This window comes from Rhizobium sp. Leaf453, assembly GCF_001425605.1.
Classification (GTDB): domain Bacteria; phylum Pseudomonadota; class Alphaproteobacteria; order Rhizobiales; family Rhizobiaceae; genus Pararhizobium.
In genome coordinates, this window is record NZ_LMRG01000026.1 from 263,768 (window position 1) to 285,562 (window position 21,795).

19 protein-coding genes are annotated in these 21,795 nt (G+C 59.9%); 6 read left to right on the forward strand and 13 right to left on the reverse strand.

All coding sequences use genetic code 11. The annotated features are described in order from the left end of the window. Positions 1-35: 35 nt before the first annotated feature. From ASG68_RS22720 to ASG68_RS22755, 8 genes are all read right to left on the reverse strand, one after another. Positions 36-380: an AzlD domain-containing protein gene (locus ASG68_RS22720; protein WP_162243551.1), complete on the reverse strand. Its 345-nt coding sequence runs from the start codon at positions 378-380 to the stop codon at positions 36-38. Then, a complete protein-coding gene (locus ASG68_RS22725; RefSeq protein WP_062585598.1) occupies positions 377-1,114 on the reverse strand; it encodes an AzlC family ABC transporter permease in 738 nt (245 codons plus the stop codon). Before ASG68_RS22725 ends, ASG68_RS22720 begins: the two co-directional genes overlap by 4 nt. Before the next feature lie 78 nt (positions 1,115-1,192). Continuing rightward, positions 1,193-3,715, reverse strand: coding sequence for an ATP-dependent Clp protease ATP-binding subunit ClpA (gene clpA / locus ASG68_RS22730; RefSeq protein WP_062585596.1), 2,523 nt, complete (start codon positions 3,713-3,715; stop codon positions 1,193-1,195). 9 nt (positions 3,716-3,724) lie between these two features. After that, the gene (gene clpS, locus ASG68_RS22735; protein WP_062585593.1) at positions 3,725-4,078 is read right to left on the reverse strand and encodes an ATP-dependent Clp protease adapter ClpS; all 354 of its coding nucleotides are present in this window, start codon (positions 4,076-4,078) and stop codon (positions 3,725-3,727) included. A 243-nt stretch (positions 4,079-4,321) separates the two neighbouring features. After that, positions 4,322-4,675: a phasin family protein gene (locus ASG68_RS22740; protein WP_062585591.1), complete on the reverse strand. Its 354-nt coding sequence runs from the start codon at positions 4,673-4,675 to the stop codon at positions 4,322-4,324. Positions 4,676-4,909: 234 nt separating this feature from the next. Beyond that, positions 4,910-5,113 (reverse strand): DUF3126 family protein, encoded by a 204-nt coding sequence (locus ASG68_RS22745; RefSeq protein ID WP_062585589.1) that lies wholly within the window; start codon positions 5,111-5,113, stop codon positions 4,910-4,912. 93 nt (positions 5,114-5,206) lie between these two features. Then, a complete protein-coding gene (cysE, locus tag ASG68_RS22750) occupies positions 5,207-6,034 on the reverse strand; it encodes a serine O-acetyltransferase (RefSeq protein WP_062585586.1) in 828 nt (275 codons plus the stop codon). A gap of 101 nt (positions 6,035-6,135) precedes the next feature. Further along, the gene (locus ASG68_RS22755; protein WP_062585584.1) at positions 6,136-6,921 is read right to left on the reverse strand and encodes an alpha/beta fold hydrolase; all 786 of its coding nucleotides are present in this window, start codon (positions 6,919-6,921) and stop codon (positions 6,136-6,138) included. A gap of 171 nt (positions 6,922-7,092) precedes the next feature. On the opposite strand from ASG68_RS22755, the gene ASG68_RS22760 reads away from it, so the two are divergent. Both ASG68_RS22760 and ASG68_RS22765 read left to right on the forward strand, forming a co-directional pair. Next, positions 7,093-7,338 carry a zinc-finger domain-containing protein gene (locus ASG68_RS22760; RefSeq protein ID WP_062585847.1) on the forward strand — a complete coding sequence of 82 codons (246 nt, stop codon included), beginning with the start codon at positions 7,093-7,095 and terminating at the stop codon, positions 7,336-7,338. 24 nt (positions 7,339-7,362) lie between these two features. Further along, positions 7,363-8,523 carry an FAD-dependent monooxygenase gene (locus ASG68_RS22765; protein ID WP_062585582.1) on the forward strand — a complete coding sequence of 387 codons (1,161 nt, stop codon included), beginning with the start codon at positions 7,363-7,365 and terminating at the stop codon, positions 8,521-8,523. Between the two features lie 10 nt (positions 8,524-8,533). Here ASG68_RS22765 and ASG68_RS22770 read toward each other — a convergent pair whose 3' ends face one another. After that, positions 8,534-9,724 (reverse strand): cystathionine beta-lyase, encoded by a 1,191-nt coding sequence (locus tag ASG68_RS22770; RefSeq protein WP_062585580.1) that lies wholly within the window; start codon positions 9,722-9,724, stop codon positions 8,534-8,536. A 343-nt stretch (positions 9,725-10,067) separates the two neighbouring features. On the opposite strand from ASG68_RS22770, the gene ASG68_RS22775 reads away from it, so the two are divergent. From ASG68_RS22775 to ASG68_RS22790, 4 genes are all read left to right on the forward strand, one after another. Further along, a complete protein-coding gene (locus ASG68_RS22775; protein ID WP_062585578.1) occupies positions 10,068-11,090 on the forward strand; it encodes an amino acid ABC transporter substrate-binding protein in 1,023 nt (340 codons plus the stop codon). A 91-nt stretch (positions 11,091-11,181) separates the two neighbouring features. Beyond that, positions 11,182-12,408 carry an amino acid ABC transporter permease gene (locus tag ASG68_RS22780; protein ID WP_062602156.1) on the forward strand — a complete coding sequence of 409 codons (1,227 nt, stop codon included), beginning with the start codon at positions 11,182-11,184 and terminating at the stop codon, positions 12,406-12,408. A 1-nt stretch (position 12,409) separates the two neighbouring features. Continuing rightward, positions 12,410-13,564, forward strand: coding sequence for an amino acid ABC transporter permease (locus ASG68_RS22785; protein ID WP_062585574.1), 1,155 nt, complete (start codon positions 12,410-12,412; stop codon positions 13,562-13,564). A 17-nt stretch (positions 13,565-13,581) separates the two neighbouring features. After that, entirely contained in the window at positions 13,582-14,358 is a 777-nt protein-coding gene (locus tag ASG68_RS22790) for an amino acid ABC transporter ATP-binding protein (RefSeq protein ID WP_062585572.1), read from the forward strand. An 84-nt stretch (positions 14,359-14,442) separates the two neighbouring features. Here the strand turns inward: ASG68_RS22790 and ASG68_RS22795 are convergent, their stop codons facing one another. The 4 genes from ASG68_RS22795 to ASG68_RS22810 all read right to left on the reverse strand — a co-directional run bounded on the left by ASG68_RS22795 (position 14,443) and on the right by ASG68_RS22810 (position 21,773). Then, positions 14,443-16,008 carry a caspase family protein gene (locus tag ASG68_RS22795; RefSeq protein WP_062585570.1) on the reverse strand — a complete coding sequence of 522 codons (1,566 nt, stop codon included), beginning with the start codon at positions 16,006-16,008 and terminating at the stop codon, positions 14,443-14,445. Beyond that, on the reverse strand, positions 16,008-17,546 hold the full coding sequence (locus ASG68_RS22800; protein ID WP_062585568.1) for a caspase family protein: 1,539 nt from the start codon (positions 17,544-17,546) through the stop codon (positions 16,008-16,010). Before ASG68_RS22800 ends, ASG68_RS22795 begins: the two co-directional genes overlap by 1 nt. Beyond that, positions 17,546-18,442 (reverse strand): OmpA family protein, encoded by an 897-nt coding sequence (locus ASG68_RS22805; RefSeq protein WP_062585565.1) that lies wholly within the window; start codon positions 18,440-18,442, stop codon positions 17,546-17,548. The genes ASG68_RS22800 and ASG68_RS22805 overlap by 1 nt, the downstream gene beginning before the upstream one ends. Positions 18,443-18,518: 76 nt before the next feature. Continuing rightward, positions 18,519-21,773: a c-type cytochrome gene (locus tag ASG68_RS22810; protein WP_062585563.1), complete on the reverse strand. Its 3,255-nt coding sequence runs from the start codon at positions 21,771-21,773 to the stop codon at positions 18,519-18,521. Positions 21,774-21,795 lie beyond the last annotated feature (22 nt).

A 21,795-nucleotide genomic window follows, 5' to 3' on the forward strand; every position in this document is an offset into this window, starting at 1 on the left:
TTCGCCTAAGCGCAGTTGTATTCTCCGAGCGTTTCTTAAAATCCCAATGCCCATAGGCCAATCGCCAGCACGGCGATTGCCGTGGCAATACCGATCGCCGGCTTTCGGCCACCGATGAAGAAGGCAAGCGCCCCGAGACCGACCGCGCCCAGCCGCAACCAGAGCGGCGAATGTTCCAGAACGCCCGTCGGATACAGGATCAGCTTGGCGATGACAGCGGCAACCAGGGCCGTCGCGACCGCCCTCACCCAGTTCAGCGCCTCGGAATCTTCACGCAACCGATTGCCGGCCAAGACACCGAGCCAGCGCCAGAGGTCGGTGGCAAGCCAGCCGGCGATTGCGATGAAGACATAAGCCCACCAGCCTTCCAGCACAGTCATGGCCGGACCTCCCTGCGGCCACGCCATTCGCGCTCCGCAAGCCAGGCAAGCGTTCCACCGACAAGGCCTGCGAGGAGAATATCGAACTCCGGGGCAATCCAGAAGAAGACCGGCCCTGCAACCAGCCCGATGACCAGCGCCACGTAGATGACCGGATGGCGCGCGGAACTCCAGATCGACGCCAGGAAATAGACCGGTGTCAGGAAGAACAGGCAGCCGGAAACCAGCGGTGGAAACTCGGCGACGAACTGGTAGACAACGGCCACCAGCAGCATATTGGCCAGAACCAGCGTGATGCCGAAGCCGGCGAAAAACGCGATCCGATGCTCCCTCGGCACCGTTTGCACCCGCTCCATGGCAAAGACCCAAGCGGTGATCGCGACGAAATGCGACAGGAACAGCAGCAGCCAGGTTGGCGTCTTCTGCGTACGGATCTCCGGAACGAGCGCTGCCACCATCGGCATCAGACGGATGGAGGAAAGAGTGACGGCGATAAAGGCCGTCAGCACATTGGCGCCGCCGAGGATCGAACTAACGAGGATGACCTTGGCGGGCAGCGCCCAGACCACGCCGGTCATGAACACCACCTGTTCGACGGGAAAGCCCGCCTGGGCCGTGAAGGCGCAGAAGCCGACGAAGGACAGCATCAGGATCATGGCCGGCAGGCTGAAAATGCCCCTCATGCCGACAAGGAACCAGTCCCGCCCCGAGCCGCTCGTCGCACCCTCGTCCATCACACCGTCCGCTGCTTCATGTCATAAAAAAACAGTGCCGGGCCATTCCGCCCGGCACTGTCTCTGATCTGCACGTCTCTACTTCTTGCGCGGCACCTTTGGCACCGTGCTGCCCTTGCGGGGCGGTTCGGCCGCCTTCGCGACCGGCTCTTCGGTCACGGCGGCGGCCTTTGAAGCCTTCTTCGGCTTCGCCCGGCCCTCCGGCTCCGCACCGACGGTTTCCAGGTCCTTCGGCTTTACAGCCTTGGACGCCTTCTTCACCGGCGCGACGACCTCGGCCTTCGGCTTGATCTTGGCCGTTTCCGGAACGTAGTCGAGGAACAGGCCCTTTCCACCATCCGGCTTATCGCCGACCGTCACCTTGACGACGCCACCCTTCTTCAGCTTGCCGAAGAGGATTTCGTCGGCAAGCGGCTTCTTGATGTTTTCCTGGATGACGCGTGCCAGCGGCCGCGCACCCATCTTTTCATCGTAACCCTTGTCGGCCAGCCAGGCGATGGCTTCCGGCTGCAGGTCGAAGGTCACATTGCGCTCGGCAAGCTGCGTTTCCAACTGCATGACGAACTTCTGCACGACCTGATGGATCACCGGCGTCGGCAGCGAGGCAAACGGGATGACTGCATCCAGACGGTTGCGGAATTCCGGCGTGAACAGACGGTTCAGTGCCTCGACATCCTCGCCTTCGCGCTTGGACGAACCGAAGCCGAACGCAGCCTTGGCCATTTCCGAAGCGCCCGCATTGGTCGTCATGATCAGGATGACGTTGCGGAAGTCGATCTTCTTGCCGTTGTGATCCGTCAGCGAGCCATGATCCATGACCTGCAGCAGGATGTTGAACAGGTCCGGATGCGCCTTCTCGATTTCGTCGAGCAGCAGCACGCAATGCGGATGCTGATCGACACCATCGGTCAGGAGACCACCCTGGTCGAAACCGACATAGCCGGGAGGTGCGCCAAGCAGCCGCGAGACCGTGTGGCGTTCCATATATTCCGACATGTCGAAGCGCAGTAGTTCGACGCCGAGAGACGATGCCAACTGCTTGGCAACTTCGGTCTTGCCGACGCCGGTCGGGCCAGAGAAGACATAGGAGCCGATCGGCTTGTTCGGTTCGCGCAGGCCGGCACGCGCCAGCTTGATCGCTGAGGACAAAGCCTCAATCGCCAGATCCTGACCGTAGACGACCGACCGCAGTTCCTTTTCCAGGTTGGCGAGAACGGTCTCGTCGTCCTTGGACACGGTCTTCGGCGGAATCCGGGCCATCGTCGCGATCGTCGCTTCGATCTCTTTCTCGGTGATCAGCTTGCGGCGCTTGCCGACGGGCAGCAACATCTGGGCCGCACCGGTTTCGTCGATCACGTCGATCGCCTTGTCCGGCAGCTTGCGGTCGTTGATGTAGCGCGCCGAAAGCTCGACAGCCGACTTGATCGCCTCGTTCGAGTATTTCAGCTTGTGATAGTCCTCGAAGTAGGGCTTCAGCCCCTTCATGATCTCGATGGCGTCATCGATGGTCGGTTCGCTGACGTCGATCTTCTGGAACCGGCGCACGAGCGCGCGATCCTTCTCAAAGAACTGGCGATATTCCTTGTAGGTGGTCGAACCGATGCAACGGATCGAACCGGACGACAGCGCCGGCTTCAACAGGTTGGACGCATCCATCGCGCCACCGGAGGTCGCACCAGCGCCGATCACCGTATGGATCTCGTCGATGAACAACACGGCGCCCGGGAACTCCTCGAGTTCCTTGACCACCTGCTTCAGGCGCTCTTCGAAGTCACCTCGATAGCGGGTGCCGGCGAGCAGCGTGCCCATGTCCAGCGAGAAGATGGTCGCATCCTGCAAGGCTTCCGGCACGCGCTTCTCGACGATGCGCTTTGCCAGACCTTCGGCGATCGCCGTCTTGCCCACGCCGGGGTCGCCCACATAGAGCGGGTTGTTCTTCGAACGGCGGCACAGGATCTGGATGGTGCGGTTCACCTCGGCATGACGGCCGATCAGCGGATCGATCTTGCCGACCTTGGCCTTCTCGTTGAGGTTGACGCAATAGGCGGTCAGCGCGTCCTGCTGCTTCTTAGGACCGCCCTCCTCCTGCTCGCCGCGCGAGGCCTTCTGCTCGGATTCAGGCTCGTCGGCGCCACGTGGTGGACGCGCCTCCGATGCACCCGGCCGCTTGCCGATCCCGTGCGAGATGAAATTGACGGCGTCGTAACGCGTCATCTCCTGCTCCTGCAGGAAATAGGCCGCGTGGCTTTCGCGCTCGGCAAAGATCGCGACGAGCACGTTGGCGCCGGTCACTTCTTCGCGTCCGGATGACTGTACGTGGATAACCGCGCGCTGGATGACGCGCTGGAATCCGGCCGTCGGCTTTGAATCCTCGTCGTAACCCGTCACCAGGTTGCCGAGTTCGTTGTCGACGTAATCGGACACCGTCTTGCGCAGCGTATCGAGATTGACGTTGCACGCGCCCATGACGGCCGCCGCGTCGGCATCATCGATCAATGCCAGCAGCAGATGCTCCAGGGTCGCGTATTCATGATGGCGCTCATTGGCCAGCGTCAGGGCCTGGTGCAGGGCTTTTTCAAGACTTGTTGAAAATGTTGGCACGTCAGTTCCTCATTTCTTTTCCATGACGCATTGCAGCGGATGCTGGTGTTCGCGCGCGAAATCCATCACCTGCGTCACTTTGGTTTCGGCAACTTCGTAGGTGAAGACGCCGCATTCCCCCACGCCGTGATTGTGAACATGCAGCATGATCAGTGTTGCCGCTTCGCGATCCTTCTGGAAAAAGCGCTCCAGGATGTGGATCACGAATTCCATTGGCGTGTAGTCATCATTCAAAAGCAGAACGCGGTACAGGCTCGGCTTCTTGGTCTTCGGCTTTGTCCGCGTAATGACAGACGTGCCGCGGTTGGTATTCGAACCATCCCCGTCGCTGTCATTTTGCATCCGGACCGGCATGGCGATCATTCTACTTCATTCCCTTGTCGAGCCGCAAATGCCTCGGCGACAATCCCGGCCTGTTCGTGACACATAATCTAGTGGTTCTTTTTCGGATTTTAAGGCTGTTCTTCTGCACTGCAATCATATTTGCATGATCTGGTGCGAGAGTGACCAACTTTCTTGGGGCATTTCCGAGTGCCAACAAAGAAAAACCGGCCGCGGAGGGTCGCGACCGGTTTCTCAGAAATTCGGAATTGCCTGATGGCAATATCAGGCGGCAGCGGCAGCCTTGACGGCGGCGGTCGCCTTGGCAACCGGGGCTTCGTATGGCTTGTAGGTGTCCTTGGCGAGGTCGGCATACATTTCGCCGAGCTTCGTCGCCTCTGCAACGTAGCCCTCATAAGCGGACTTGACGTAGTTCGTCTGCAGCTCGAAGGCGGCTTCGACACTCTTCACCGAGCTGATCTTTTCGATGTGCGCGACGCTGTCCTCGAATGCCTTCTTCGAGTAGTCGGCGGCTTCGGTGGCGATCGCCTGGAAGGCCTTCGTCAGCGCTGCGTAACTCTTCAGCAGCGTGTCGATGTTTTCTTTGTTCTTCTTGTTCGCATCTTCGAAATTGAACATCAGGGTGCTCCTTTTTTTGATGGCCCACGATTGTGACAATTTATGTGCACCGCACAATAAAGTCAATATACACGTGCACCGCAATAAAACCCTATGATTGCAACGTCTTGATGAAGGCTGGACGAAAATTGCCGACTTTTAACCGAAAAATAAACCAAAAGTATGACTTTATGCAAAAACCCGGCCTGGCAAGCCAGAACCGGGTTCAAATCACCACGCAACCTTTACAAGCAATTAAAGGTCGATATCGAGAATAGCCATCGAAAAGTTGTAGGAGAGTTCACCATCTTCCTCGTCGCGGAAAACGACGCCGAGAAACTCGTCGCCCAGGTAAACCTCGGCGGATTCGTCCTTCTTCGGCCGCGCCTTGACGATCATAGACTGATTGAACGTGCGCTTGAAATAGGCTTCCAGCTTTTTGATTTCTTCGGGCTTCAAGTCATTTCTCCATAGCGGTTTGATTTGCGCCGCTTCTCGCACAGAGCTTCAATCGGTGTAAACCCCTGTCCGCCGCCAGCCGGCGATGGACGATCAGATTTCGAAGGAAACGAGCAGTTGATCCATGGAGCGGGACGGTTCGGAGCACCCGGCCTCGCCCACGACGCGCGCGGGAACGCCGGCAACGGTGGTCTTCGGCGGCACCTCCTTGAGCACGACGGAACCAGCCGCGACGCGCGAGCAATGACCGATATGGATGTTGCCGAGGATCTTTGCACCGGCGCCGATGAGAACACCGTTGCCGATCTTCGGGTGACGGTCGCTGCCTTCCTTGCCGGTACCACCGAGGGTGACGCCATGCAGGATGGAGACGTTATCGCCGATCACGGCGGTTTCGCCGACGACGAGACCGGTCGCGTGATCAAGGAAAATGCCCTTCCCCACCCGCGCCGCCGGATTGATGTCGGTCTGGAAGACGGATGACGAGCGGCTTTGCAGATAGAGCGCAAAATCGCGGCGGCCACGATTCAGCAGCCAATGTGCCAAACGATGCGTCTGGATCGCATGGAAACCCTTGAAATAAAGGATCGCCTCAAGAAAACGGGTGCAAGCGGGGTCACGGTCATAAACCGCCTGGATATCGACGCGCAGGATCGAACCCCATTCCGGCCAGTCCTCCAGCATTTCGGAGAAGGTCTGGCGCAGCAGGTTTGCCTGAAGATCGGGATGATCGAGACGTTCGCAGATGCGGTAGATGACGCTGTCTTCCAACGAGCGCTGGTTGATGATGGTCGAATAGAGAAACGCCGCCAGCAACGGATCCTGCTGGGCCGCGATCCGGGCCTCCTCCTGCAGACTGTCCCAGATCGGGTCCATGGTCTTCACGGTCTCGGTCGGGCGTAGATCAGTCCTGGCGACCATTGCCGCTCTCCTTCGTCTTCATCGGTCTGTCAGCTTATAGGGCAAATCGCGCCGGATATAAATGGCCCCGGCTGAAATGACACAATGTGCCCTTGATCATCTCAGGGGTGCCCAATCCCGGCAAGGAAGTCCAGGGCGGCCTTCTTGAACACCCTATCGCCGACCGCCAGCATGTGGTCGCGGCCGGGTATATCCAGCGCGATCGCATTCGGAATAAGCACCGCCAGTTCCTGGCCGGAACCGGCAATATCGTCCTTCGTGCCGACGCCGATCAAGACGGGAACATCGATCTTCGCGATGTCTTCCGCCGAGATCAGGTCACGGGATGTCTGTATGCAGGCCGCAAGCGCCAGCCTGTCGCTTTTTGTCTGGTCGGCAAAGGCGCGGAACATGCGACCGCGCGCATCCGTCACAACATCCAGCGATGGCGCCAGCAGGGCATCGGCGATCGGATCCCAGTCCCCGACCCCGGTGACAAGACCGATACCAAGCCCACCCAGAATGAGGGAGCGAACCCTGTCGGGATATTTGAGCGTCAGATAGGTCGAAATGCGCGCGCCCATCGAATAACCCATGAGATGGGTATCGGGTATGCCGAGGTGATCGAGCAATGCGACCGCATTGGCCGCCATCCGCCGGATATAATAGAACTGCGGGTCATGCGGCTTGCTGCTGGCGCCATGTCCGGGATTGTCGAGCGCGATGACACGGTAACCGGCGTCGCCCAGCGTCTTCAACCAGCCCGGATAGACCCAATTGACATTGGCGCTGGAGGCGAAGCCATGGATCAGGAGAATGGGCTCACCGGACGGGTCCCCCTCATCGAAATAGGCGATATCCAGCCCATCATGGCGGAAGGTGGAAAAAGAGGGCGGGTTCAGATTCATGGCGAGCAGTCCTGTTTTGCGCAGAACCTAAGACACCTGCCCTGCGACGAAAACCCCGCAGCGCCAAAAAACGCGGGGGCGCGGCATCTTTGCAGCTACACTTTTGACGCAAAACTTTCTATGGTGCCGCCGAATTCGACCTTCTTTCAGACGACGCAAGTGGAGCAGCATATGGCCGGTCACGGTATTCCTCATTTCCAGAACGACGGCGGTCACGCGGTGATCGAGATCGGCGTGAAGGAATTCATGTGCACCGGCGCGTCCGTGCCCTACGACCACCCGCATATCTATATCGACATGGGCGACGATAACGAGAAGGTCTGTTCCTATTGCTCGACACTCTACCGCTACAATGCCAAGCTTCATGCCGACCAGACAGTGCCTGATGGCTGCACTTTCAACACCAAGGCTGCCTGAGCGCATCCGGCGAAACGTACGATCATGACGCAAAGCGGGCCGGTCGCGATTGTTGGAGCCGGGATCGCCGGACTGACGGCTGCCCTGAGTTTCGCGTGCAAGGGCATAGCCGTCGATATCGTCGACCAGCGCCCGGCACTGACAGAGGTCGGCGCCGGTCTGCAACTGTCTCCCAACGCGACGCGTATTCTCGACCGGCTCGAGCTGGCATCAAGGCTTGAGCAGGTTTGGAGCGAGCCGACATCGGTCAATCTCGTTGATGGCGCTTCGCTACGCACGGTCGCTTCCGTGCCGTCGGGCAAATTTGCGCGCGATCGCTGGAATGCGCCCTACGGCGTCCTGCACCGGGCCGATCTTCAAAAGATTCTTCTCGATGCGGTCGAAGCCAATCCACTCTGCCGCGTGCATCTTGGTATCAGGATCGAAGGCGGTGCACGCGAAGCCATCTCTGGCCTGCTCGGCGCGAAACCGAGACTTGTCGTCGGTGCCGACGGCGTCTGGTCACGCCTGCGCAATGAGGTCCAAGGTGCTGGCAAAGCAATATTTTCCGGCAATGTTGCCTGGCGCTTTACCTTAGGGGAGGCGCTGGCTCCCCCTGCCCTTGATTTCACCAAGGTGACCGCCTTTCTCGGCGGCGGCGCCCACCTTGTCGCCTATCCGCTGCAGCGGACGCGCAACTTCAATATTGTTGCGATTGCAAGCGGCCGCAGCACTGGCGAAGTGCGGGATGTCTCGCCGGCGCCCGAAGGCACGCGAGACGATTGCATCGCTGCTTTTCGCGGCTGGCATCCGCAAATCATCGAGGCGCTCGGCAAGGCAGAAGCACCGACCCTCTGGCCACTCTACCAAGTTACCGACGGCGGCTGGAACCAAGGCGATGATATCATTCTGATTGGCGACGCGGCCCATGCGATGATGCCGTTCGCCGCCCAAGGCGCGGCGATGGCAATCGAGGATGCTTTCGAGCTTGCCTCCTTCATCTCCAGAGACCTGCCGCTTGCAGCGTATGTGGCCCACCGTAAGGCGCGGATCGGGAAGGTTCGCGCGCGCGGAAATTTCAACCGTTTTGCCTACCACGCGCGGGGCCCGGTCAGGCTCGGCCGCGATCTCGTGCTGTCACTGCGGCGGCCGGAACGCTTGGCCGCCGATTTCGATTGGCTCTACGGCTATGAGCCGCAGGACTGAGCGACAGCCGTCAAAGCGCCCGCGCGGCCGCAAAACCGGCCTCGATATCCTGGCGCAGGTCGGCCACGTCCTCCAGACCGATCTGAAGCCGGATCACCGGCCCTTCCGTCGGCGCCTTGCAGATGCGGCGGTCGGAAAGCCCGACATGGACGGCGAGGCTCTCATAACCACCCCATGACCAGCCGAGACCGAAGATCGACAGGGCATCGAGGAAGGCATGCGCCTTCGGTTTGAACTGCTCAGGACTATCCACCTTGAGGACGAAGGAGAAAATGCCGCTGGAGCCGCTAAAATCCCGCTTCCACAAATCATGTCCCGGAAAACTCGGCAAAGCCGGATGCAGAACGCGCGCAACATCATCGCGCTCTTCCAGCCAGCGGGCAATGTTCAGCGTACTTTCCTGATGCCGCTCGAGCCGAACGCCCATCGTGCGCAGGCCCCGCAGGATCTGGTAGCTGTCGTCGGGCGCGCCGCAGATGCCGAGCGCGATATTGGCCTCGTGCAACTGCTCCCAATGCTTGGCATTGGCGGAGACAGTGCCCATCAGAATATCGGAATGTCCGGACGGATATTTGGTCGCGGCGTGAATTGAGATATCGACACCGTGATCCAGCGGCTTGAAATAGAGCGGGGTCGCCCAGGTATTGTCCATCGTCACCACACAGCCGTGGCGATGGGCAACGGTCGAAATCGCCCGAATATCCTGCATTTCGAACGTGTTGGACCCCGGCGCTTCCGTGTGCACCAGCCTGGTGTTCGGCTTGATCAGGCTCTCAATACCTGCCCCGATCATCGGATCGTAATATTCGACGGTGACGCCCAGCCGCTTCAACATCGTGTCGCAGAAATGCCGGGTCGGGAAATAGACGGAATCGACGATCAGGGCGTGATCGCCCGCCGACAGGAAGGCCAGGAACGGCACGGTGACGGCGGCAAGACCCGAGGGCACGAGGATGGTTCCTGCCGATCCTTCCAGCGCATCGATCGCCTCGCCGAGAGCGTCGGTCGTCGGCGTCCCGCGCGTGCCGTAGGAATATTTCTGCCCCCGCGTTTCCATCGTTTTTGCGTTTGGAAACAACACCGTCGAGGCATGCACGACGGGCGGATTGACGAAGCCATGATAGTCAGAGGGGGAATTGCCGATATGCGACAGCCGCGTGTTCACGCCGGCGCCGGCGAGGAAGTCTTTCTTGTCACTCATGGGAATGTCCGATTATGCGAATTCATGGTCCGGCACTTTTCGGCGCGCCGCGCCAACGGGTCAAGAGCCAGTCCGATCAAAACCGATAAATCGCAAAAACAATGCTTCTGGCCGTTTTTTAAACAGAAAACTGCATCCGTCCCAAGAACACTGCCTAAACATGTGGCGTAGTTAACGATTATTGCAGGACGGCTCAGAAAATCGGCAACGTGTCTTGACCCTGCGCTGTTTTGAGCATGAGATAGACGGTACTCGCGCCAGGAGGGTGGCGGGGGCCGCGCTTGCGCTGACACAGGCAGCAGGCGCGGGACAAGAACAAAGACAACAGAAAAAGGTTCTAAAAATGGCAAAACGAATTCTGACAGCGCTGATCGGCGCGGCCGTCATGGGGATTGGCAGCCAGGCATCCGCCGGCACTCTCGAAGATGTGAAGGCCAAGGGCTTCCTGCAGTGCGGCGTGAACGCAAACCTCGCCGGTTTCGGCGCGCAGGATTCTTCCGGCAATTTCGCTGGCCTCGATATCGACCTCTGCAAGGGCATCGCTGCAGCCGTTTTCGGTGATGCAACGAAGGTGAAGTACACCGCGCTTTCGGCGAAGGACCGCTTTCCTGCTCTCCAGTCCGGTGAAATCGATCTGCTGGCCCGTAACACGACCTGGACCGCCAGCCGTGATTCGCAGCTCGGCTTCGATTTCCGCGTCGTCAACTATTACGACGGCCAGGGCTTCATGACCCGCAAGGACCTCAACGTCAAATCGGCGCTCGAACTATCCGGCGCCGCCGTCTGCGTACAGACCGGCACGACGACCGAACTGAACCTCGCCGACTACTTCAAGGCCAACAACCTGCAGTACAACCCGGTTGTCTTCGAAAAGCAGGAAGAAGTCGACGCCGCTTACAACGCCGGCCGTTGCGACGTTTACACCACCGACCAGTCGGGCCTCTATTCGATCCGCCTGTCGCTGTCGAACCCGGCCGATCACGTCATCCTTCCAGAAATCATCTCGAAGGAGCCGCTCGGCCCGGCCGTTCGCCAGGGCGATTCGAAGTGGTTCGATATCGTCTCCTTCACACACTACGCCATGGTGACCGCTGAAGAATTCGGCATCACTCAGGCCAATGTCGAAGAGATGAAGAAGTCCGCCAACCCGGACATCAAGCGCTTCCTCGGTGAAGAAGAAGGCTCGACCATCGGTGCCGACCTCGGCCTGTCGAAGGATTGGGCTGTCCAGATCATCAAGGCTGTCGGCAACTATGGCGAAGCCTTCGAGCGCAATGTCGGCCAGGGCTCGAACCTGAAGATCGAGCGCGGCCTGAACGCCCTGTGGACCAAGGGCGGCCTGCAGTACGCTCCGCCGATCCGCTAATCGGTAAAGACGACCCGGAAGGCGGTTTGCGCCGCCTTCCGTATTCTAAAAATAACGCCCGAAAAACAGGGCGAGAAAACAGGGGATAGGTATGGCAGTATTGGGCCTCAGCGATGGGGAGCGCCATCGCGCATCATCGATACTTTATAATCCGGAATACCGGAGCTACTTTTTTCAGGTCCTGACGGTTCTGGTCGTTGTCTGGCTGATTTATCAGGCCTGGAGCAATGCCGCCGAAAACCTCGCCCGGTCCAACATGACCGCCGGTTTCGGTTTCTTGTCCGCACGTGCCGGTTTCGATCTTGGCCAGTCGCTGATCGAATACACATCGGACTCGACCTACCGGCGCGCACTGCTCGTCGGCTTCCTGAATACGCTGCTTGTCGGCTTTTTCGGCATCATCACCGCGACCATCGTCGGCCTGCTGGTTGGTGTCGGTCGCCTGTCGAACAACTGGCTCATCGCCCGTCTGTGCACGGTCTATGTCGAAATCTTCCGCAATATCCCGCCGCTGCTGGTCATTTTCTTCTGGTACAAGGGCGTTCTGGCGATCCTGCCGGATTTCAAGCAAATCCGCCAGTCGGTACAAGACGCGAAAGCTGCCGACCCGAGTGTCGTCGATCCCTCCTTCATCATCAGCAACCGCGGCATCAATTTTCCCAACCCGATCTTCGAACCGGGCTTCAATGCTGTCTGGCTCACTCTGGCGATCGGTATCGTGGCCTCGATCGCCTTTTCGATCTGGGCGAACCGACAGCAGATGTCCACCGGCAAGCGTCCACCTGTGCTCCTCGTTTCGCTCGGCCTCATCGTCGTCCTGCCGCTTCTCGTTTTCCTCGTCGTGGGAGCGCCGATCTCTTTCGATTATCCGGTCCTCGGGCGGTTCAACCTCAGCGGCGGCGGTCATATCAGCCCGGAATTCCTGTCACTTTATCTGGCTCTGTCGCTCTATACGGCGTCGTTCATCGCCGAAATCGTCCGCGCCGGCATCCGTGGTGTTCCGAAAGGACAGTCCGAAGCGGCGAATGCGCTGGGCATCCGTCCGTCGCGCTCGATGCGCCTCATCGTCCTGCCGCAGGCGCTGCGCATCATCATTCCACCGCTGACATCCCAATATCTCAACCTGATCAAGAACTCATCGCTCGCGGTTGCCGCCGGCTACGCCGACCTCGTTCAGGTCGGCAACACGATCCTCAACCAGAGCGGCCATTCGATCGAGATTATCGCGATCTGGATGATCGTCTACCTGACGATCAGCCTGACGACGTCGCTGTTCATGAACTGGTTCAACGCCAAGATGGCACTGGTGGAGCGCTGAGATGACCGAAAACATCGCTTACGTCCGCAACACCTTCCTGCCTCCTGAGGCCGCGCCCCGCGACGACACCACCATGATCGGCTGGATGCGGAAGAACCTGTTTTCCTCGATCAGCAACAGCATCATGACGATCATCGCGATCGTCGCGATCCTGTGGTATCTGCCTGGTCTCATCGACTGGCTGTTCGTATCGGCGCAATGGACCGGCACGGACCGTACCTTCTGCTCCACGGTCGTCCAGGGCGGCATGCATCCGGAAGGCTGGAGCGGCGCCTGCTGGGCCTATGTCGGTGACCGTTTCGCGCAGTTCATGATCGGTTCCTATCCGCGCGGTGAGGCCTGGCGTCCGATCCTGGTGGCCTTGCTTTTCGTGGCACTGCTCATTCCGATGCTGATGCCATCGGCTCCCCGCAAGGGATTGAACGCCCTGCTGCTGCTCGTGGCCCTGCCGATCATCGGCTACGTCCTGCTGCTCGGCGGCATGTTCGGGCTGCCCCATGTCGAAACCTCCCTGTGGGGTGGACTGATGGTGACGCTGATCATCTCGTTCATCGGTATCACCGTCTCGCTTCCCTTCGGCATCCTGCTCGCCTTGGGTCGCCGCTCGAAGATGCCGATCATCAAGACCTTCTGCGTCGTCTTCATCGAGCTGATCCGCGGTGTGCCGCTGATCACTGTCCTGTTCATGGCCAGCGTGCTCTTGCCGTTGTTCATGGAGCCCGGTGATTCCATCGACAAGTTCCTGCGTGCGCTGGTCGGCGTCTCGATCTTCTCATCGGCCTATATGGCGGAAGTCATTCGCGGTGGCCTGCAGGCCATCCCGAAGGGCCAGGGAGAAGGTGCCGATTCGCTCGGTCTGAACTACTTCCAGAAGACAGGCCTGATCATCCTGCCGCAGGCGATCAAGTTGGTCATTCCGGGCATCGTCAACACCTTCATCGGCATGTTCAAGGACACGTCGCTGGTATCGATCATCAGCATGTTCGATCTGCTCGGCGTCGTGAAGAACTCGTTCAGCGATCCGAACTGGCTGACACCTGTCACGCCGATGTCCGGTCTCGTCTTTGCCGGTTTCACATTCTGGCTTTTCTGCTTTGGCATGTCGCGCTATTCAGGTTTCATTGAACGGAAGCTCGACAAGGGCCACAAACGATAACAAAAAGGGGAAACTTCATGACAAGTGAAGCTCTGGCATCCAAACTGACCGTCTCGTCCACCGATGTCGCCGTCGAAATCGTCGGCATGAACAAGTGGTACGGCGATTTTCACGTCCTGCGCGACATTAACCTGAAGGTCATGCGTGGCGAGCGCATCGTCGTCGCCGGCCCGTCCGGCTCCGGCAAGTCGACGATGATCCGCTGCATCAACCGGCTGGAAGAGCACCAGAAGGGCAAGATCGTCGTCGACGGTATCGAACTGACCAACGACCTGAAGAAGATCGACGAAGTGCGCCGCGAGGTCGGCATGGTGTTCCAGCACTTCAACCTCTTCCCGCATCTGACGATCCTGGAAAACTGCACGTTGGCGCCGATCTGGGTTCGCAAGATGCCGAAGAAGCAGGCGGAAGAAATCGCCATGCACTTCCTCAAGCGCGTCAAGATCCCCGAGCAGGCCCACAAATATCCGGGCCAGCTGTCCGGCGGCCAGCAACAGCGCGTGGCGATTGCCCGTTCGCTGTGCATGAACCCGCGCGTCATGCTGTTCGACGAGCCGACTTCGGCGCTCGACCCGGAAATGATCAAGGAAGTGCTCGACACCATGGTTGGTCTTGCCGAAGAAGGCATGACGATGATCTGCGTGACCCATGAAATGGGCTTTGCCCGCCAGGTCGCCAACCGCGTCATCTTCATGGACCAGGGCCAGATCGTCGAACAGAACGAACCGGCCGCCTTCTTCGACAATCCGCAGCATGAGCGCACCAAGCTCTTCCTCAGCCAGATCCTGCACTAAGCGATCTCTTCCGGTGAAATCGAAAACGCCCGCGAAAATAGTCGCGGGCGTTTTGCATTGCGATGTTCTGTTTTCAGACGGGACCTATTCGATCTTGTATTTCAGCGTCCCGAGCGACCAGCGCACACCGCGATTTTCGGCATCACCGGTCCAGGCCTTCTGCAGCTTCGCCACGATCCCGCTCAGCGTCTGGCGGGCATCGAGTTCGGCATTGAGCCCTTGCGCCGGCGCTGCCACGTCCGTCAGGTCGACATCATCGCCGACGACGATCGCCACCAGCATGTTTTCTCCGGAACCGTCAGCCTCGAAATCGAAGCCGTAGTAGTCATCCGGGATGCTCAGCGTCGAGCCGGCCGAAAGCGGCGTGATCTTCTTCGCGATTTCATTCGGGAAGATCTGCGTCGCCACGCCCTCCGGGTTCACATCGAGCAGCACGAGATTGCCGTCGTACTTGCTGGTCACGGAGATCTTGAAAGCCTGCCCCTTCTTCAGGTTCTGCCCCGTATCCAGCGAGACTGTGACGTCGCCATTATCGGCCTTGCCGATGATATCGCCGACGGCAACCACGGGATCAGCATCGACGTAAGCGGGCGCGGCAACACCGGCCTCGACTTTCGCTTCCTGGTAAACTGGCTGCTGCGGCTTCTCTTCCGGCTTATCGGTAGCCGTTTCCGTCTGCGCCGCCACATATGGCTCCGGCTTTGCGACGCTGACACCGAGGGTCTCCGGCACGCTTTCGAGCTGCGGATCGAGGTTGTCGCAGTTTTCCTGCGAGGCGCAATATTCCTTGGATTTCGTGGTGACATATTCAAACAGCTCGGCATTGCTGATCAAGCCGTTGGAATTGCCGTCCGCCTCGCTCGTTTTGTAGCCGGCTATGTAAGCTGCCGTAAACACCCCGTGACGGTCCTCTTCCGGCAGGCGGACATCGTCCCAGGCAACCTGATAGGGCGCGGCCGCACTCCAGGCGGTCACGCCTCCAGCTGTCAGTTCCGCCGGCTTATCGACGACACCGAGATCGATCCTCAGACCCCGGGTCGCCATCTGTTTGACCGGCTTGGCGGACGGGCGCGGTAGGTAGCGCGCGCCCTTCAATCCCGAGACCGCCTGCGGTGACAGCGAACGGGAAATCGTGCCGGAGTGGCAGGCATCGATCACCAGCGTCACCGCCCTGCCCTTCATCTTTTCCAGAAGCGCCTCAAGTTCGTCGTCAAGGATCACATTGGTCCAGTCCGTTTCGCCAGCCTTGAGATCGTAGGTCGAAATCGCTTCGTCCATCCCGTCCTCCTCGTCGCCGCTGGCATCCTTGACCTGGAGGCCATGACCGGAAAAGAAGACGTAGATTCTGTCGCCGGGCTTTGTTCCAGCGACCAGCCATTCATCCATCGACGAGAGGATCGCCGCCTTGGTCGCAGCCTCGTCGGTCAGGACGCGGATAGATTCCGGCTTGAACGACAGCGTGTCCGTCAGCAGCGCGTGGATCGCCTTCACATCGTTCTTCGGCCCATGCAGGAACATGTCTTCCGGCAGGTTTTCATAGGTGCCGATGCCGATCAGCAACGCCCTGTCCTCGGCGCTTGCCGTCAACGGTTGCGCCGCTAGAAGTATCAGGCCAGACAGAAATCCCAAGGCGGTTCGCAAGGCACGCATCAGAGCTTTTCCCGGGTATAGAGCGGCTGGATAGCCACGCTCGTGTCGGTTCCATCGATCCGTGTCGATAGAAGCTGCAGCACGGTCGCCGCATCGACATTCTTGCTTGCCAGCGCGGCCCCGATCGCATCGATCGGCTCGTTGGTCGAAATGACGATCAGATGATCGGCACCGAACGGCTCCACGACCTGCAGGTCTGTCAGCTTGAATTCCTGGCTCGCTGTGCCTTCCGCCTGAACGTCCAGCAATTGCACCTGGCCGGTATTGGCAAGATTGAACACCACCATGTTCTTGTAACCCGTCTCCGGCGCATCGAAGGACATGCGGTCGCCGGCGGCATAGATGTCCTTCTGCGGCGTCAGAGACACCGCGCCCGGATTCTGGCTTGCCATCGCCTTCAGGAAATCGAGCAGGATGAACTTGTCGATCACGCCCTGGATCAGACCGGAATCAATATGTTCACCGGCGACGTCGCCGTTCGGCGTGTAGAAGATGCCGCTCGCAGCATCCCAGCGATAGGGCACGCCACTGCCCCCGGTATTGTCCGGAACATGATCCGAACCGCTGACTGTCAGCGCCAGCTTGCCATCCCATCCGGTTTCCCGCACCGGCTTGTTGACCTTGTGCGCCTCGGGGGTAGTTGCAACGGCGGCGCTCCGCGTCAGCGGCATCACCACCTCGTCTTCCGATCGCGGCAGTTGCGGTACGAAATTCGGAACCTGCAATGCTTCCGACTGATGCTTTACGTTCGCGAAGACATAGTCTTCCAGCTCCACGCGGGAAAGCCTTCCGTCACCATTGCGATCGGCGGCGCCTTCGACAGCACGGGAAAAGCTCCAGCTCAGCGCACCGCGCGCCTCGCCGTTGATGATCACCTCCGGCGACGGCTGGCTCTCCAGCGATGCGGCAAGAACGGTGACCTGCCGGAAATCGGCTTCCTTGACCGCTGCGCCGGATACTGCCTCCTGCGATGGCGCCGGCAACTTGACGGTCACCGCATGCGCAAGCCGGGTCTTGCCGGAAAAAGAGCGGCTCATGCCGCCGGAATGGCAGCTGTCGGACACGAACAGGACATGCACGCCCTTGGCTTCGGCTTCCGAAAACCAGGCGTTCAGCTCATTATCGACAATGATCTCATTGTCCGTTTCTTCGGCCCTCGCACGGTCGAAACCGGGCAGTTGCAGGAATTCGTCCAGCCCGTCGGCCTCATCGCCGGCGACGAGTTCCGGCATCTGGGCGCCGTGGCCGGCATAGGTGAAAATGATCGTATCGCCACTTTCAGCGCCATTGACGAAGCGGCTCCAGGCCGCGCGAATGTCGTCCTTGCGCACGGCCGCATCGAAAAAGGTGGCCATCTCTTCAACGCCGGCCCGCCTCAGCGCACCTTCCACATCCCTGGCGTCCTTGACGGCACCGTCCAGGCTGACCTCGTAGGGATACACATCGGCCCCAACGACAAGCGCAAAGGTTTCCGCACTGGCCACGCTGACGGAAGCAGAAGACAGGAGCAGAGCAAGAAAGAGACGGCGCAGCATCATCAGTTCTCCACATCCACTTCGACGCGCCGGTTCATCTGGTTGAGCGTCTCCTCGTCGTAGGCGTTTGCATCATCCGCCTTGAACGGCTCGTCCTCGCCCTTGCCAACCGTCTCCCATTCCCCAGCATAGCCTTCTGCCACCAGATATTGCGCCAGGGCTTCGGCGCGCTCCAGCGAGAGTGTTCGGTTGGCCTGCGCTGTCCCGACAGGATCCGTATGCCCGATCAGCGTGATGAATTTCGGCTTCACCGACTTCAGGCATTCCGACAGGTCCTTAGCCGATTCGAGGCCCTCCGGCGTAAACTCCGCCGTGCCGAAGACATAGCGCACCGGCGTCGCCTTCTTCTTCAGGGCCACACCGCGATAACTGACCTTGCAGGCACCGCGCAGGCCGAGTTTGACAGGCTTGGGGGACGCCAGCCGCATCTCGGTTGCCATATGGTCGAGGCGAACGATGTATTGTTCATCCGGCGCCATCCAGCTCGGGGTCAGCACCTCGTTCGAAGCATCTTCCAATGCAAGCTGATAGAAGCGCGCGGCCGTCTCATAGTCGCGGCGATCGCGGTTGATATCGCCCAGCGCGTCGAAGACCTGCCAAGGCGCCGCATTGCTCTTACGGATCGTCTCGAGTTCGGCTTCGAAATCGGAGAGATTGGCGCCCTGCCCGACGGCTGCAACAATGCGGTTGAAGGAGGCGAGCGCTGCGACGCGATTGACCATCGCCTTTTCTTCGGCGCTGCAGTCCGCCACATCACCGGTGGCGATCTGCTTTGCGAGTGCTTCATCGCCCCCGTTTGTCGCCTCGGCGACCCGCGCCAGCGCATCGCAGGCAGCCGATACGGGACTGGCGGATATCAACGCGAGCAACGCCACCGCAAGACCGGTTTTCATCTTCATCACGCTGTCCCTCATGCCATTCCAAACCATTGACGAAACGATGCGGCCGGCCACCGCTCGGTGGCCGGCCGCTGCATCACTGCTTGATCTCGAAGGTCACGACCTGCAGGCCGCTTGCGCCCTTGTCGACTTCGGCCTGTTTGGCCAGGTTGATTGCCAGGCCACGGGTCGGCGGCATGTGCGATTCCGCCACCAGTTGGCGTGCACGCTCTACCGTCAGCTTCTGATCACCCAGCCCGCCTTCGCGGCAGAAGGCGATCATCGTTTCCGCCGGCGCTGGTGTGTCGAAGGTCAAATTGCCGGTCCCCGACTGCGGAATCAGGCGCTTTTCGCCGGGTTGCAAGGTCGTGTTGCCGATCATCGCATCCGGAATGACTTCGACATTGCCGGTTTCCTCGACATAGAGCACCTGCAACTCGCAAGCCTTGTTGGTGCTGAGTTCGAATGTCAGCTGGTCGCCAACCATCGCCGTTGTCGAGGCCACATGCAGCGCCAGTTCAAGCTTGTTGAAATCAGCAGGCTTTTCCTGGCGATAGGCCGGCGTTGCCGCAACGATCGTCTCCGCCTTGGCGGGTTCCTGTTGCGCCGTCTGTCCGGCGACGTTCTGGACCTGCCCCTGCGACGCGAAATGAACAGTCGTCGTATCGAGCGGCTTCAATTGCATCAACGGGCTGAGCAACAGCGGAAACTGCTGTTCCACCTCGGCGCGCGGGATCGTGCCGCCCGCTTCGAGCGTCGTCACCCAGTCGATCCCGAGCCGCAGCGCATCGACGTCCTCGACGCGCCGGATCGCTGCCGAAAACTCATCCGGCGTCATATCGAACTCTGCTGACAGCGCGTCGAAATCGAGCTCATCCTCATACTTGTCGGCGAAATAGGTCACGAGCTCGGCATTGCCCGGAGCCTGCATGCTCTGAGCGCTGCCATCCGGTGTCGGCTCTGTCACCTTGAGCTTCACCAATGCCTCGACGAAGCGCTGGCGATCCTTGTTATAGGCAGCGTCAAGCTCTTCCTGCGGCACATACATGTCGAGCAGGACGGCCTGCTGGTCCTTGGTGAACAGCGTCGATGTCTGGATATGCTCGCGCAACTGGTCCCGTTTCGACAGGATGCCGTTCGCGTGGCAATCGAAGCACGAGCGTGCATTGACGATCTCCACGCCCTTGCCGATCGGCCGCTTGCGGAACGAAACGATCGAGGTCGGGCCGACATCCAGTTGCTTGCCCTCCGCCGTCGACAGGTAATAGCCCTGCAGCCCGTTCGGCAGCGAGAAGATCATTTCGCCGCCATCATGTTCGAAGGGTGTCAGGCCGCTCTCGAACGGTTCGAGCTCCTTCGGTCCCTGCGGGAAGCGTTTCAGGACCTGGCGCCCGACATCCCCACCGAAATCATAGGATTTCCAGTAGTAGCCGCCAAACGGCATGTTATGCCGCTCCAGCATGCGGTTGTGATCGGACACGCCGGACGAACCGTCGGCAAACCCGGCGCGCAGGACGTTGCGGCGACGGATATTGTCGTCGACATCAATCTGGAAGCGCTTTTCAAGCTCGCGGATATGGGTCGGCAGCCGCATCAGCTGATTGTAAATCTTGGGCTTGGCGGCGTTCGCCATGAACCAGTCGATCCGCATGATCGGCAGGACGGTGTCGGTTTCCTTGGTCAAGGCGAGCAAGGAGCCGTCACTGGCTGGGTCGATGCCGTAGAAATATTGCGAGATCAGGAAATTGTAGTCGTCGGCGGTCCATTGCAGATCGCGCAGGTCGACGCGAACCATCAGACCGTTGGTGCCTTCGACTTCATGCGGCAGCACCAGTTGCGGACCATAGGACAGCGAGTTCAACAGCTTCTTGAAGCCGCCGGCCAGCACGTCCATACGCTTCATGAAGGTCTTGTCTTCCTCGCAGCCCATCATGCCATTGTACTGGTTGCGATAGGAGAAGTAGCGCATGTATTGGCGATCGAGATCGGGGACCGTGGAAATGTCCTTCAGGCCGGCCTCGATAAAGTCGCCATAGGACAGCATCGGCCGCGTCCGGTCGGGCTTGCTGGCTGCCGTCTGCGGCAGGTCCGACTGGTTCAGCGAGTTGATCCAGTCTTCGAGGCTCTTGACCTCTTCGGCGGTCGGACGCTTGCCGAGCGGCATGCGGCCGCTGGTGACGGAGGTGAACAGGCGCGACTTCGATGCATCGCCGGGAACCACGAAGGCGGCATCCGCGGCAATCGATGCGAGATCGCCGGCCGGATAGGAGCCTTGCGAACTTTCGCCCGGACCATGGCAATTGCGGCAATACTTGCCGATGAAGGCGTCCGCCTGCGTCGCGAGCGCCGCATTGCTGCCGGACATCGCCGCATCGGGCATGTTTTCCTTGCAGACGGCCGTTGCCGACTGCGCAACCGGCTGCGGCGGCTTCACCTCGCGATCGGAGAGGAAGGCATAGATCGCCGTGCGGTCCTTTTCGGTCAGCGCCGAAAGCCCGTGTGCTATTTGCTGCATGACCGGATCGGTCAATGGCGCGCCGGACAGTTTCTTGCCTTCGTCGATCAGGCCGACCGTGAAGACTTCCGGAGAGGCAAGGCCCCCCATCCTCGCCCTGGTGATATCGGGAGCGACCGCGCCGGTCAGACCCTTTTCACCGGCATAGGCATTGTCCATGTCGAGACCGTAGGTCGTGGTGCGCGGCGTATGGCAATCGCCGCACCCGCCGACATTTTCCACCAGATAGCGGCCGCGTTCCATCTGGGTTTCTTCGCGGGACTGGTATTCTGGGACATTGAAATGGCTGCGCTTCCACAGCGTGATGGTCGTCTGGCGGCTATATGGGAACGCGATCTCGTGTTCCTGGGAAACCGCGTCGGACTGAACCAGCGTGTCGATATATGCTTTGATGTCGAGAACGTCCTCGGGCTTCATACCGCCATAGGCCGTGTACGGCATCACGGGATAAAGATTGTTGCCATCACGGTCGATGCCCTGCATCACCGCATTGAGGAATTGCGCGTTGCTCCAGCCGCCGATGCCGTTGGTGTGCGGCGAAATGTTCGGCGCATAGAACTTGCCGATCGCCGTATCCATTTCCAGCCCGCCGGAGAGAAGCTCCGTGTTGCTGCCGGATCCATGGCAGGCGCCGCAACCGGCGGCGTTGAAAAGATATTTGCCGTTGTCGGCATTTGCCTTGTAGGTCGCATAGGCGTCATCGGAAAAGGCGTCGCGCGCCGAGGCGAGATCCGGACAGTGGGCGACGGCGAGCACCATCGCAGCGGCCGCCATCAGATGGCGGGACACACGCCGGATATTGATCATTTCTGCTGGCAATCGACCGAACATGCGCATGGCTTGTTCTCCTTGCTTTCTC

Excerpts from the sequence above, each read along its gene's own strand:
- ASG68_RS22785 (WP_062585574.1), top strand. The coding sequence starts at position 12,410 with ATGACCGAAAACATCGCTTACGTCCGCAACACCTTCCTGCCTCCTGAG.
- ASG68_RS22770 (WP_062585580.1), bottom strand. The coding sequence starts at position 9,724 with ATGAGTGACAAGAAAGACTTCCTCGCCGGCGCCGGCGTGAACACGCGG.
- ASG68_RS22755 (WP_062585584.1), bottom strand. The coding sequence starts at position 6,921 with ATGAATCTGAACCCGCCCTCTTTTTCCACCTTCCGCCATGATGGGCTG.
- ASG68_RS22720 (WP_162243551.1), bottom strand. The coding sequence starts at position 380 with ATGACTGTGCTGGAAGGCTGGTGGGCTTATGTCTTCATCGCAATCGCC.
- ASG68_RS22765 (WP_062585582.1), top strand. The coding sequence starts at position 7,363 with ATGACGCAAAGCGGGCCGGTCGCGATTGTTGGAGCCGGGATCGCCGGA.
- ASG68_RS22790 (WP_062585572.1), top strand. The coding sequence starts at position 13,582 with ATGACAAGTGAAGCTCTGGCATCCAAACTGACCGTCTCGTCCACCGAT.
- ASG68_RS22810 (WP_062585563.1), bottom strand. The coding sequence starts at position 21,773 with ATGCGCATGTTCGGTCGATTGCCAGCAGAAATGATCAATATCCGGCGT.
- clpS (WP_062585593.1), bottom strand. The coding sequence starts at position 4,078 with ATGATCGCCATGCCGGTCCGGATGCAAAATGACAGCGACGGGGATGGT.
- ASG68_RS22800 (WP_062585568.1), bottom strand. The coding sequence starts at position 17,546 with ATGATGCTGCGCCGTCTCTTTCTTGCTCTGCTCCTGTCTTCTGCTTCC.
- ASG68_RS22775 (WP_062585578.1), top strand. The coding sequence starts at position 10,068 with ATGGCAAAACGAATTCTGACAGCGCTGATCGGCGCGGCCGTCATGGGG.
- ASG68_RS22740 (WP_062585591.1), bottom strand. The coding sequence starts at position 4,675 with ATGTTCAATTTCGAAGATGCGAACAAGAAGAACAAAGAAAACATCGAC.
- ASG68_RS22780 (WP_062602156.1), top strand. The coding sequence starts at position 11,182 with ATGGCAGTATTGGGCCTCAGCGATGGGGAGCGCCATCGCGCATCATCG.
- ASG68_RS22805 (WP_062585565.1), bottom strand. The coding sequence starts at position 18,442 with ATGAAGATGAAAACCGGTCTTGCGGTGGCGTTGCTCGCGTTGATATCC.
- ASG68_RS22795 (WP_062585570.1), bottom strand. The coding sequence starts at position 16,008 with ATGCGTGCCTTGCGAACCGCCTTGGGATTTCTGTCTGGCCTGATACTT.
- ASG68_RS22760 (WP_062585847.1), top strand. The coding sequence starts at position 7,093 with ATGGCCGGTCACGGTATTCCTCATTTCCAGAACGACGGCGGTCACGCG.
- cysE (WP_062585586.1), bottom strand. The coding sequence starts at position 6,034 with ATGGTCGCCAGGACTGATCTACGCCCGACCGAGACCGTGAAGACCATG.
- ASG68_RS22725 (WP_062585598.1), bottom strand. The coding sequence starts at position 1,114 with ATGGACGAGGGTGCGACGAGCGGCTCGGGGCGGGACTGGTTCCTTGTC.